Source organism: Kitasatospora sp. NPDC057936 (assembly GCF_042887525.1).
GTDB lineage: Bacteria > Actinomycetota > Actinomycetes > Streptomycetales > Streptomycetaceae > Kitasatospora.
Genome location: NZ_JBHVPD010000053.1, coordinates 59406 through 70177 on the forward strand (window position 1 = coordinate 59406; position 10772 = coordinate 70177).

The 10772-nt window shown below is 74.3% G+C and carries 12 protein-coding genes; 2 read left to right on the top strand and 10 right to left on the bottom strand.

The window, feature by feature from the left end:
* Positions 1 to 55: 55 nt before the first annotated feature.
* The 4 genes from ACFVU9_RS25845 to ACFVU9_RS25860 all read right to left on the bottom strand — a co-directional run bounded on the left by ACFVU9_RS25845 (position 56) and on the right by ACFVU9_RS25860 (position 3867).
* On the bottom strand, positions 56 to 1216 hold the full coding sequence (locus tag ACFVU9_RS25845; RefSeq protein ID WP_380438206.1) for an Mrp/NBP35 family ATP-binding protein: 1161 nt from the start codon (positions 1214 to 1216) through the stop codon (positions 56 to 58).
* A 56-nt stretch (positions 1217 to 1272) separates the two neighbouring features.
* Positions 1273 to 1860 (bottom strand): DUF1003 domain-containing protein, encoded by a 588-nt coding sequence (locus ACFVU9_RS25850; protein ID WP_380438280.1) that lies wholly within the window; start codon positions 1858 to 1860, stop codon positions 1273 to 1275.
* A 40-nt stretch (positions 1861 to 1900) separates the two neighbouring features.
* On the bottom strand, positions 1901 to 3196 hold the full coding sequence (locus ACFVU9_RS25855; protein WP_380438208.1) for a magnesium transporter MgtE N-terminal domain-containing protein: 1296 nt from the start codon (positions 3194 to 3196) through the stop codon (positions 1901 to 1903).
* Positions 3197 to 3333: 137 nt separating this feature from the next.
* Positions 3334 to 3867, bottom strand: a complete 534-nt coding sequence (locus tag ACFVU9_RS25860; RefSeq protein WP_380499237.1) for a hypothetical protein — start codon at positions 3865 to 3867, stop codon at positions 3334 to 3336.
* A 135-nt stretch (positions 3868 to 4002) separates the two neighbouring features.
* Here ACFVU9_RS25860 and ACFVU9_RS25865 point away from each other — a divergent pair, with 135 nt between their 5' ends.
* On the top strand, positions 4003 to 4926 hold the full coding sequence (locus ACFVU9_RS25865) for a DMT family transporter (RefSeq protein ID WP_387597183.1): 924 nt from the start codon (positions 4003 to 4005) through the stop codon (positions 4924 to 4926).
* A 26-nt stretch (positions 4927 to 4952) separates the two neighbouring features.
* On the opposite strand, the gene corA is transcribed toward ACFVU9_RS25865, so the two are convergent.
* Positions 4953 to 6077 carry a magnesium/cobalt transporter CorA gene (gene corA / locus ACFVU9_RS25870; RefSeq protein ID WP_380438214.1) on the bottom strand — a complete coding sequence of 375 codons (1125 nt, stop codon included), beginning with the start codon at positions 6075 to 6077 and terminating at the stop codon, positions 4953 to 4955.
* A gap of 347 nt (positions 6078 to 6424) precedes the next feature.
* On the opposite strand from corA, the gene ACFVU9_RS25875 reads away from it, so the two are divergent.
* Entirely contained in the window at positions 6425 to 7063 is a 639-nt protein-coding gene (locus ACFVU9_RS25875; RefSeq protein WP_380438216.1) for a suppressor of fused domain protein, read from the top strand.
* A 136-nt stretch (positions 7064 to 7199) separates the two neighbouring features.
* Here ACFVU9_RS25875 and ACFVU9_RS25880 read toward each other — a convergent pair whose 3' ends face one another.
* From ACFVU9_RS25880 to ACFVU9_RS25900, 5 genes are all read right to left on the bottom strand, one after another.
* On the bottom strand, positions 7200 to 8060 hold the full coding sequence (locus ACFVU9_RS25880) for a PHP domain-containing protein (protein ID WP_387597187.1): 861 nt from the start codon (positions 8058 to 8060) through the stop codon (positions 7200 to 7202).
* A gap of 46 nt (positions 8061 to 8106) precedes the next feature.
* On the bottom strand, positions 8107 to 8745 hold the full coding sequence (locus ACFVU9_RS25885; RefSeq protein WP_380438221.1) for a DUF6758 family protein: 639 nt from the start codon (positions 8743 to 8745) through the stop codon (positions 8107 to 8109).
* A gap of 319 nt (positions 8746 to 9064) precedes the next feature.
* Positions 9065 to 9223, bottom strand: a complete 159-nt coding sequence (locus tag ACFVU9_RS25890; protein WP_359963543.1) for a hypothetical protein — start codon at positions 9221 to 9223, stop codon at positions 9065 to 9067.
* Positions 9224 to 9566: 343 nt separating this feature from the next.
* Positions 9567 to 10478, bottom strand: coding sequence for an alpha/beta fold hydrolase (locus ACFVU9_RS25895; RefSeq protein ID WP_387597190.1), 912 nt, complete (start codon positions 10476 to 10478; stop codon positions 9567 to 9569).
* A gap of 94 nt (positions 10479 to 10572) precedes the next feature.
* A partial coding sequence (locus ACFVU9_RS25900) for a transposase (protein ID WP_387597193.1) occupies positions 10573 to 10772 on the bottom strand: 200 nt, incomplete at its 5' end.

Genomic DNA, 10772 nt, shown 5'->3' on the forward strand with positions numbered 1-10772 from the left:
CGCGAACGCGCCGAGGGGCCGGGTGGCGCACCACCCGGCCCCTCGTGACGTACGGCTAGAACTTGTTCCTGGGCGTCAGGCCGAGCGACATGCCGGACAGGCCGCGCTGGCGCCCGCCGAGCTTGCCGGCGACGGCGCGCAGGGCGGCGCCGGCCGGGGAGTCGGGCGCGGCGAGCACGACCGGGCGGCCGTCGTCGCCGCCCTCGCGCAGGCGGACGTCGATCGGGATCGAGCCGAGCACCGGCACGGTCGCGCCGACGGTGCGGGTGAGCGCCTCCGCGACGGTCTGGCCGCCGCCGGTGCCGAAGACGTCGATCATCTCGTCGCAGTGCGGGCACGGCATGCCGGACATGTTCTCGATCACGCCGACGATCTTCTGGTGCGTCTGCACCGCGATCGTGCCGGCCCGCTCGGCCACCTCGGCGGCGGCCATCTGCGGGGTGGTGACGATCAGGATCTCGGCGTTCGGGACCAGCTGCGCCACCGAGATCGCGATGTCGCCGGTGCCGGGCGGCAGGTCCAGCAGCAGCACGTCCAGGTCGCCCCAGTACACGTCGGCGAGGAACTGCTGGAGGGCGCGGTGCAGCATCGGGCCGCGCCACACGACCGGGGCGTTGCCCGGGGTGAACATGCCGATCGAGATGACCTTCACGCCGTTCGCCTGCGGCGGCATGATCATGTCCTGGACCTGGGTGGGCCGGCCCTCGACGCCCAGCATGCGCGGCACGCTGTGGCCGTAGATGTCGGCGTCCACCACGGCGACCTTCAGGCCGTCCGCGGCCATCGCGGCGGCCAGGTTGACGGTCACCGAGGACTTGCCGACGCCGCCCTTGCCGGAGGCGACGGCGTAGACGCGGGTGAGGGTGCCGGGCTTGGCGAACGGGATCTCCCGCTCGGGGGCGCCGCCGCGCAGCAGCTGGGAGAGCTCCTTGCGCTGCTCGTCGCTCATCACGTCGAGCTCGACCTCGACGCCGCTCACGCCGGGGACCCGTCCGACCGCCTCGCGGACCCGGGTGACGATGGTCTCGCGCATCGGACAGCCGGAGACGGTCAGGTAGACCGCGACCCGCACCGCGCCGCCCTCGGCGATCTCGACCGATTTCACCATGCCGATCTCGGTGATCGGGCGGTTGATCTCCGGGTCGTTGACGGTCGACAGCGCCTGGCGCACGGAGTCCTCCGTGACGCCGGCCGCGACCTCTGTCTCGTTGGCCATGCCTTGATGGTACGGCGCCCGCCGATCCCCTTAACCCGTCGGTAGCGTGCCGCCGGTCACAGCGCCTCGCTGGTCTCCCGGCGCTCCTCGATCTCCTTCAGCAGGGACTGGAGTTCGGAACGGATGAAGTCTCGGGTGGCGACCTCGCCGAGGCCCTGGCGCAGCGCCGCCACCTCGCGGGTCAGGTACTCGGTGTCGGCGATGTTGCGGTCGCTGCGGGCCCGGTCCTGCTCCATGTTGACGCGGTCCCGGTTGTCCTGGCGGTTCTGCGCGAGCAGGATCAGCGGCGCCGCGTAGGAGGCCTGCAGCGACAGGACCAGGGTCAGGAAGATGAACGGGTAGGAGTCGAAGCGCACGTCGTCCGGGAGCAGGGTGTTCCAGGCCACCCAGATGATGATCACCACGGTCATCCAGACGATGAACCGTCCGGTGCCGAGGAAGCGGGCGATGCGCTCGGAGAGCTTGCCGAAGGCCTCCGGGTCGTACGAGGGCAGGGAGAGCAGGCCCGGCCGGGCGGTGCGCGGCTGGTCGAACCGGGCGCGGTTGGAGCCGCTGATCGGGGAGGTCTCCAGGCGCTCGCGGCTGCTGCCCTCGCGGGTGCGCAGTTCGCGCAGCTGGCGCAGTTCCCGCAGCTCGCCGCGCAGTCGCCGGCGTGCGGGGTCGTCGTCCGCCCGTCCCTTGCGGTCAGCGTCCACCGATCGCCCCTTCCGTCTCGTGCTGGTCGTGGTCCCGGGCGTGCAGCGCGGCGTCGCGCCAGTCCTCCGGCAGCAGGTGGTCGAGCACGTCGTCGACGGTGACGGCGCCGAGCAGGTGGTCCGCGTCGTCGACGACCGGGGCCGCGACCAGGTTGTAGGTCGCCAGGTAGCTGGTGATCAGCGGCAGCGGGGTGTCCGGCGGCAGCGGGTCGAGGTCGTCGTCGACCAACGAGCCGACCAGGACGTACGGGGGCTCGCGCAGCAGCCGCTGGAAGTGCACGGTGCCGAGGTAGCGGCCGGTCGGGGTCTCGTTGGGCGGGCGGCAGACGAAGACCTGCGCGGCGAGCGCGGGCTTGTGGTCGCGCACCCGGATCCGGGCGAGGGCCTCGGCGACCGTCGCGTCCGGCTCCAGCACGACCGGCTCGGTGGTCATCAGACCGCCCGCGGTGTCCTCCTCGTAGGACAGCAGGCGGCGCACCGGCTCGGCCTCGTCCGGCTCCATCAGCTGGAGCAGGCGCTCGGCCTCGTCGTTCGGCAGCTCGGAGAGCAGGTCGGCGGCGTCGTCCGGGTCCATCGCCTCCAGGACGTCGGCGGCGCGCTCCTCCTGGAGCTTGCCGATGATCTCGACCTGGTCGTCCTCGGGGAGCTCCTCCAGGACGTCGGCGAGCCGCTCGTCGTCGAGCGCGGCGGCCACCTCGGCTCGGCGCTTGGCGGACAGGTGGTGCATCACGCCGGCGAGGTCGGCGGGGCGCAGCTGCTCGAAGGTGGCGAGCAGGTTGGCCGCGCCCTGGTCCTGTTCGAGCAGGGCGAAGCCGGTGACGTCCTGCCAGTCCAGGGTGAGCCGCTCGCCCTTGCCCTTGCGCAGCCGCCCGGCCCGGCCGACCTGGACGAAGACCTTGCTGATCTCCCACTCGCGCAGCCGGCTCTGGACCATGCCGACGTCCAGCACGGTGACCGGCTCGTCGGTCTTCGACCACGTGACGGTGCGGTCCAGCAGCTCGGCGAGGACGAGGGTCTCGGCGGGGCGCTGCTCGAAGCGGCGCAGGTTGATCACGCCGGTGGTGAGCACCTGGCCGGACTCCAGGCTGGTGATCCTGGTCATCGGGAGGAAGATCCGGCGCCGTCCGACCACCTCGACCACGAGTCCGAGCACCCGCGGCGGGCGCCCGCCCAGGCGCAGGGTGACGACCACGTCGCGGACCCGGCCGACCTGGTCCCCGTTCGGGTCGAAGACCGCGATCGCGGAGAGATGGGAGATGAAGACCCGGGTGCCTGGCCCTGCCATGAACTCCCTCGACTCGCTCGACCGGTCCGAAACCGTGCTGGGCGCGCGCCGCGGCGCACCCGTTGGCCAAGGCTACCCGCGGCGTGCGGGAGCGGCCCGACGAGGCACTGTCGCGACGGAGTACCGGAGGCGAACCTTCAGCGGCGCTTGAACAGCAGTTTGGGCAGGCCGGCCGGGATCGGCCGGCGGGTGGTCGCCGGGGTCGCCGGCGGCACGGCGGCGTGCGAGCCGTCCGGCATCGCGCCCGGGCGCTCGGCCAGGGCGCCGGCCGGCTCCAGCCGCAGCACCCGGCACTCGCGGGCCCAGCGGTCGGCGATGGTGTCGGTGTCGGGCGCGTTCAGCCGCTTGCCCTTGAGCTCCTCGACCGCGCCCAGCCAGGCCTCGCTGTGCGGGGCCAGTTCGGTGACCCGGGCCGGCCAGCCGGTGAGCCGCCCGCCCTTGTCCTTGCTGCGGACGGTGACCACGGCGCCGGAGCCGGCGGCCAGGCCGTGCAGCGGCTGCTCGCCGCCGTCGCCGACGACGACCACGGCGCCGTCGTGCCACGCGTGCCAGACCGGGCGGGACTGCTCCTGGCCGTCGGCGCGGACCCAGAGCAGTCCGGACTTCTTCGCGGCCTCCTCCAGGAGGGCCTGGTCGAGGAAGTCGTCGGCGGTGGCGGGCGTACGGTCCATGGCCCACAGCGTACGGCCTCCGCCTCGTACGGGCCGTCTCACCCGTCGGGCGACAGTTCCATCGCTCTGGCACGGGCCTTACGGTGAGACCCGCTCAGCCACCCCGCCAGCCACCCTCGCCCGCGAAGGAGCGCCGTGCCCGCCGCCCGGCCCGCCACCGCCCCCGCGCCCACCGCCGGTGCGTCCCCCTCGCACCCGCTGCCCACCCTCGACCTCCTGCTGCTCGCCGTCTCCATCAGCGGCATCTCGCTCTCCGGCCCGCTGATCAGCGCCACCGCCGCGCCGGCGCTCGCGATCGCGTTCTGGCGCAACGTCATGTCGGTCGGCGTGATCGCCCCGTACGCGCTGCTGCGCCACCGCGCCGAGCTGCGCGGGATCGGCCGGCGGGCGCTGCTGCTCGCGGCCGCGGCCGGCGCCCTGCTCGCGCTGCACTTCGCACTCTGGATGCCGAGCCTGCGGATGACCTCGGTGGCCTCGGCGACCGCCCTGGTCACCACGTCCCCGCTGTGGACGATCCTGCTGATGCGGCTGTTCGGCACCCGGGCGCCACGGATGGTCTGGCTCGGCATGGGCGCCGCCTTCGCCGGCGTGCTGGTGCTCACCGGCGTCGACCTCTCGCTCTCCCCGCGCGCGCTCCTCGGCGACGCCCTCGCGCTCGGCGCGGGCCTGGCCGCGGCCGGGTACATGCTGCTGGGCGCCGAGGTCCGCAAGACCGTCAGCACCACCGCGTACACGCTGGTCTGCTACGCCACCACGGCGGTCGTGCTGCTGGGAGTCTGCCTGGCCGCCGGGACGCGGATGTCCGGCTGGCCGGCCGGGGTGTGGTGGCAGATCGTGCTGCTGATGGTCGCCGCGCAGTTCCTCGGCCACTCGCTGAGCAACCGCGTGGTGCGCACGCTCGGCCCGTCCGTCACCTCCACCGCCATCCTGCTGGAGGCCCCGGGCGCGGCGCTGATCGCGGCGCTCTGGCTCGGCCAGTGGCCCCCGGCGGCCGCCTACCCGGCGGTGGTGCTGATCCTGCTCGGCCTGGTGCTGGTGGCCCGCGCCGGGCGGCGCTGACGGCGTCCCGCCGGCCGGGGCGTGCGCTACAGCCAGCCGTTGCGGCGGAAGCCGCGGTACATCGCCACGCAGATCACGGCCACCGTGCCGAGCACCAGCGGGTAGCCGAACCGGTGGTGCAGCTCGGGCATGTAGTCGAAGTTCATGCCGTACACGCCGGTGATCATGGTGGGCACGGCGAAGATCGCGGCCCAGGCGGTGATCTTGCGCATGTCCTCGTTCTGCGCGACGGACACCTGCGCGAGGTTCGCCTGGAGCAGTGAGTTGAGCAGTTCGTCGAAGCCGTGCACCTGCTCGGTCACCCGCGCCAGGTGGTCGGCGACGTCCCGGAAGTACTTCTGGACGTCCGGGTCGACGAGCCCCTGCTGCGGCTCCGAGAGCTGCTGCATCGGGCGCAGCAGCGGGACCACCGCCCGCTTGAACTCCAGCACCTCGCGCTTGAGCTGGTAGACCCGGCCGACGTCGGTGCCGCGCCCGCCGCGGTTGCAGAAGACGTCGAACTCGATCTCGTCCACGTCGTTCTGCAGCCGCTCGGCGACCAGCAGGTAGTTGTCGACGACGTGGTCGGCGATCGCGTGCAGCACCGCGGCCGGGCCCTTGGCGAGCAGCCCGGCCTCGTCCGCGTCCGCCTCCAGCCGGTGGCGCAGGTCCTGGAGCGAGCCGTGGCCGCCGTGCCGGACGGTGATCACGAAGTCCCGCCCGGCGAAGACCATCAGCTCGCCGGTCTCCACGACCTCGCTGGTCGGCGTCAGCTGGTCGTGCTCGACGTAGCGGATCGTCTTGAACACCGCGAACAGCACGTCGTCGTAGCGCTCGACCTTGGGCCGCTGGTGCGCGTGCACCGCGTCCTCGACCGCGAGCGGGTGCAGCCCGAAGCGCTGGGCGATGCCCTCGAACTCCTCCTCGGTCGGCTCGTGCAGTCCGATCCAGCTGAACGAGCCCGCTCCGCCCGGCAGTTGACGCGCGGCCCGGACCCGCCGGGCGGCCTCGCGCGGGCTGCAGCGCTGCCCGTGCCGACGGCCGTCCTGGTAGACCGCGCAGTCCACCACGGCCGAGCCGGCATCACCCGGCGGCACGGTGTCGTAGCGGCCGGTGGCCGGACGGCGGCGGCCCGGGCGGACGGCGGCGCGCAGGTTGTTGATCATCGACATGGCAGGCTCCCTGGAACAGGAGCCGCCGCACGTGCGGCGCGAGCGGGCGGAGGGCCGCGGGTGCGACGGCGAGGAACACCGGTGAAGGGCGGGGAGCTCTCCCGGCCGGTTTCTCCGCGGGCCGCCCCCGGTCGCCGCTACGGGATCAGCGGGCGGGGCGGGACGTGCGGGAAGGGCGCTGGGGAGAGCTGCCGGTACTCCGATCTCGGCCGGTATCCACCGCAACCACCTCCTTCGCGCCGCGGCCCCGGAAGGCCCGAACTCATGGTTCCCGGTGGCCAGTCGCTCACCCTAACATCCGGCCGGCGACCGGCGCCGGGCCCGGTGCGCGGGATACGCTCACGGGCATGGCGCACGACTTCCCGATCTTCGGCGACCCCCACGGCTCCTCCCCGGAACTCTCCCGGGAGGCGGTGCTGGCGGCCGTCGAGGCCCGGCTGATCGCCACCTTCGGCGAGCCGAGCGGCCGCGCCGCGGTCACCTTCCTCGGCACCGACCGGATCGAGCTGCTGCGCTTCGGCCCGGACGCCGGCGGCCTCGTCCGCTACACGACCCTCGGCATGGCCGCCGTCCCGATGGCCGACCCGACCGCGATGGTCGCCGACCAGGTGCGCGGCCCGCGCGCCGAACTCGTCCTGACCGTCCGCGGCGGACGCGACGACGTGCTGCGCAGCCTCGCCACCTTCGCCGCCACGCCGCAGGTGGAGGGCCTGGTGGTGGCCCCCGGCGGCTCGCTGGACCTGGGCTCCCCGCTGTGGGCGGGCGCGCCGTTCACCTCGGTCCTGGTCGCCGAGCCGGGCGGCCTGGTGCCGGACCTCGACCTGGACGAGCCGGCCGACCCGGTCCGCTTCCTCCCGCTGCTGCCGATGACCCCCAACGAGGCCGGCTGGAAGCGCGTCCACGGCGCCGCCGCCCTCCAGGAGCGCTGGCTGGAGCACGGTACGGACCTGCGCGACCCGGAACGCCGCGGCGTCCGCCTGGACTGACGGGGCGCCACCCGGGGTGCGGTTCTCGGCTCAGGCCGGGGCCCTGCGATCCGGACCGGAAGGCACGCCCGGGCGCGCGCTCCGGGCGCACCCCGCCCCGGCGCTCCCGCACGCCCGCGCGGCTCCGCGCGCGGGCTCAGCCCCCGATCGGCTTCGCGCCGGTGGCCTGGGCCAGCAGCGCCTCGTACACCCCGGGGTCGGTGGTGTGCTCGCCGAGCCGGACGGTCTTGCGCTCGCCGTGGTAGTCGCTGGACCCGGTGACCAGCAGCCCGAGCTCGCCGGCCAGGCCGCGCAGCCGGGCCCTGGTCTCCTCGTCGTGGTCGGTGTGGTCGACCTCCAGCCCGGCCAGCCCGGCCGCCGCGAGCCCGGCGAGCACCTCGTCGGAGACGGTCCGCCCGCGCTTGACCGCGCCGGGGTGGGCGAACACCGGCACGCCGCCGGCCGCCCGGACCAGCCGGACCGCCTCGGCCGGGTCGGTCTCGTGCTTGCGGACGTCCGCCCGGCCGCCGTTGGCGAGCCACTCGGCGGTGAAGGCGTCCGAGACGGTCGCCACCACGCCGGCCTCGACCAGCGCGCTCGCGATGTGTGGCCGGCCCACCGAGCCCTCGCCCGCGATCCGCTTTACCTGCTCCCAGTCGATGTCCGCTCCCAGCTCCCGGCAGCGCTCGACGATCGCCTTCCCGCGCCGGAACCGGTCGGTGCGCACCAGCTCCCGCTCGGCCGCGAAGGCCGGCTCGGCCGGGTCGAACAGGTACGCCAGCAGGTGCATGCTGATGCCGTCCACGACGCAGGACAGCTCGGCCCCCGGCACGAGGGTCAGCGCGGTGCCGGCCGGCAGCGCGTGCACGGCCTCGGCGGCCTCGGCGTGCCCCGCGACGGTGTCGTGGTCGGTGAGCGCGACGACGTCGAGGCCCGCGGCCACCGCCGCCGCGACCAGCTCGGCCGGGCTGTCGGTGCCGTCGGACGCGGTGCTGTGGGCGTGCAGGTCGATGCGCACGGGTCGGACCTCCTGGAGCTCGCGGATGCGGCCCAGGATAGGGCGCTCAGCCCAGGAGCCGGGGGGAGAGGGCCCCGCAGGGCAGGAGGTCCAGTTCGGCGCCCGCCTCGCGCAGGTCGGTGAGGACGAGCTCGTCGTACATCACCAGCGCGGACTGCTCGGGCCACGCGACGGCCCACAGCCAGAGCCCGCGGGCCTCGCCGACGAACACGGCGCGGTCGGCCGGGGCGTCCGGGACGTGGAACATCGGGGTGGGCCGCCCGGCGGCCATCAGCTTGGCGTCGGCGGGCTTGTAGAGGGCGACGGACTCGCCCGGGTCGGGACCGGGCATCCCGGCGTAGCGGGCGCCGAGGCCGACGCCCAGCTCCTCCGCCACCAGCACCAGCTCGCCGAAACCGCCGAGCGGGGCCGGCCCGGAACAGGCAACGGCGGTGGCGCGGGCGCCGGAGACGTCGTCGCCGACGTGCGCGATGCCGGTGTAGAGCCAGCCGACCGGCAGCGGCCAGGGCAGCCACACCGGGACCTGGGAACGGGCGACGGCCACGCCGAGCGCCTCCACGCTCGGGGGCAGCACCGGCTGCATCGGGTGCACGGCTCCGTGCTGGTCGCACTGCCAGGTGTCCGAAAACAGGCCGGGGGCGCGGACCCGACCGGCGCACCTCGGGCAGCTGGGCTCGCCCCTCATAGCCGACAACGCTCCTCCCTCCGGACCGCCGCGTCAAGGACGATCACCCGTACGGAGGGTTCGGCGGCACCTGTCGGTGGCGGGACGCCCGGCCCGGCGCGGGTGGGCGCGGGTGCGGGCGGCTCAGGTTGGGGGATGTCCAGCGGCGGGGGGCGGCAAACGTCGGGCCGGTGGGGCCGGGCGGGGCCCGGACGCACTGACGCCCCGTCATTGGCGATAGCGGTGACGGGGCGTCAGTCGGGTTTCGGCACGTCCGGATCGGACGCTCCGGGCTCGTCGGCGGCGGGCGGGGTCTCCCGGTCGGAGGCGCCGCGCGGGGTCAGACGGTCGGGCACGGACGGATGAGCAGGCGCTCGCCGGTGCGGGCGGCGGCCTGCACGACCTCGCGGACAGTCTCGGCGTCGGCGATCAGGCGGTCGGTCGCGGAGCCGTTGGCGTCGTCCAGCCGGACGATCTCGAAACGCATGGGCTTCGTCATGGGCGTCTCCTTTCCTCGCCCCGCGTCGCGGGGCGGTTGCGGCTGAGTCGGTATCAGCCCTTCCAGGGTCTTGCGGGCGGTCCGGCGATGGGGCCGGATCGCGCGGCTCGTACGTGTGGCGGTCTGCTGCGGCAAGGGCTCCCCCTGCTTGCCCGGTGCTGCTGGTGCCTCGTGGACCACGGTGTCGTGGCGGTGCTTCCGGGCCGTTGCCCGTCCGTTAAGTACTGGTTTCAGTGGATTGAAACCCGCGGAGGGCCGGCGATGATTCCCGGACAGAATCAAAGATTACCGTAACTAACGACTTTTGTCCTCTGTTGAACGCGGTCGAACTTCGAGAAGTGGTTCAGACCACGTCGGGCGAGGCCACGCCACCGGCCCAGAACGCGGCCAGCGCCTGCGCCGTCGCGGCCGGGCGCTCGGCGTTGGGGGAGTGGCCGGCGTCCTCGACGACCACGCGGCGGGCGCCGAGCCGCTCCGCCATGAGCGTCTGCGCCGGCACCGGCCAGGCGTGGTCCCGCACGCCGGAGAGCACCAGCACGGGCAGCCCGGCGGTGGCGGCGGCCAGCTCGTCGACCCGGTCGGGCCCGGCGACCAGGTGGCCGCCGGTGACGGCCAGCGCGCGCGGCACGTTGGCCAGCCAGCGGCGGTGCAGGAACGCGGCGACGTCGGCGGCCGGGCGCTCCTTCCGATCGCCGCCGCCCTCCTCCATCTGCCGCATGACCTGCCAGATCTCCTCCAGGCTCAGCACCGGCAGCGCGTCCAGCAGCAGCTTGGTGCGGGCCGCCTCGGCCGGGTCGATGGCGCCCGCGCCGGTGGACATCAGCGTCAGCGAGGCCCACGGCAGGGCCCCCTCGGCCGCCGCCGCGAGCACCGCCTCCCGCACCACCTGCCCGCCGAAGGAGTGCCCCACGACGTGCAGCGGCCGGCCGTCGTCGGCCTCCCCGGCGAGGGCACGGGTGAGCGCCCGGACGTCCTCCCCGAGGGCCCCGACGGCGTACGCGGCCGGATCGTCGGGCCCGCCGGTCTCGTGCTGCCCGCGCTGGTCGACGGCCGTCACCCGGTACCCGGCCGCCGCGAGCGGCTCCAGCAGCGCGATGAAGTCCTCCTTGCTGCCGGTGAACCCGGGCACCAGGAGCGCCGACCCGCGCACCTCGCCGGCCGGCTCGGCCCGCAGCGCCGCGAACCCGCCCCGCTCGGTCGCGACCCGCACGGCGCGGGCACAACGGGGAAGGGTGAGGAACGGCGGCGTGCTCATGGGCCTGCTCTCCTGCGTGCGTCGTACGACTACCCGGGCGAAGCCCGAGCCTAGAAGGCTGATGAAGATCTTGGTGTGATCGGGGCTGCCGCTGTCAGGCGGCAGCCCCGATCTGCCAGGTGGTGCCGTTGTGGGTGAGTCCGAGGTTGATCAGGGTTCGCAGGTTGAGGGCGGCGGCGCGGGTGTGGAGCCAGGTGTCGTTCTTGATGGTGCCGCGGTGTCGTAGGCGTCGGTTGCCGTGGGCGACGAGCCAGGCGACGGCGCGTTCGACGGGTGGGCGCCAACGGCGGTAGA

What these genes read in the sequence shown, in the direction of transcription:
- ACFVU9_RS25890 (WP_359963543.1), bottom strand. Translation starts at nt 9,223, where the DNA reads ATGACGAAGCCCATGCGTTTCGAGATCGTCCGGCTGGACGACGCCAAC.
- ACFVU9_RS25860 (WP_380499237.1), bottom strand. Translation starts at nt 3,867, where the DNA reads ATGGACCGTACGCCCGCCACCGCCGACGACTTCCTCGACCAGGCCCTC.
- ACFVU9_RS25845 (WP_380438206.1), bottom strand. Translation starts at nt 1,216, where the DNA reads ATGGCCAACGAGACAGAGGTCGCGGCCGGCGTCACGGAGGACTCCGTG.
- corA (WP_380438214.1), bottom strand. Translation starts at nt 6,077, where the DNA reads ATGTCGATGATCAACAACCTGCGCGCCGCCGTCCGCCCGGGCCGCCGC.
- ACFVU9_RS25895 (WP_387597190.1), bottom strand. Translation starts at nt 10,478, where the DNA reads ATGAGCACGCCGCCGTTCCTCACCCTTCCCCGTTGTGCCCGCGCCGTG.
- ACFVU9_RS25885 (WP_380438221.1), bottom strand. Translation starts at nt 8,745, where the DNA reads ATGAGGGGCGAGCCCAGCTGCCCGAGGTGCGCCGGTCGGGTCCGCGCC.
- ACFVU9_RS25855 (WP_380438208.1), bottom strand. Translation starts at nt 3,196, where the DNA reads ATGGCAGGGCCAGGCACCCGGGTCTTCATCTCCCATCTCTCCGCGATC.
- ACFVU9_RS25875 (WP_380438216.1), top strand. Translation starts at nt 6,425, where the DNA reads ATGGCGCACGACTTCCCGATCTTCGGCGACCCCCACGGCTCCTCCCCG.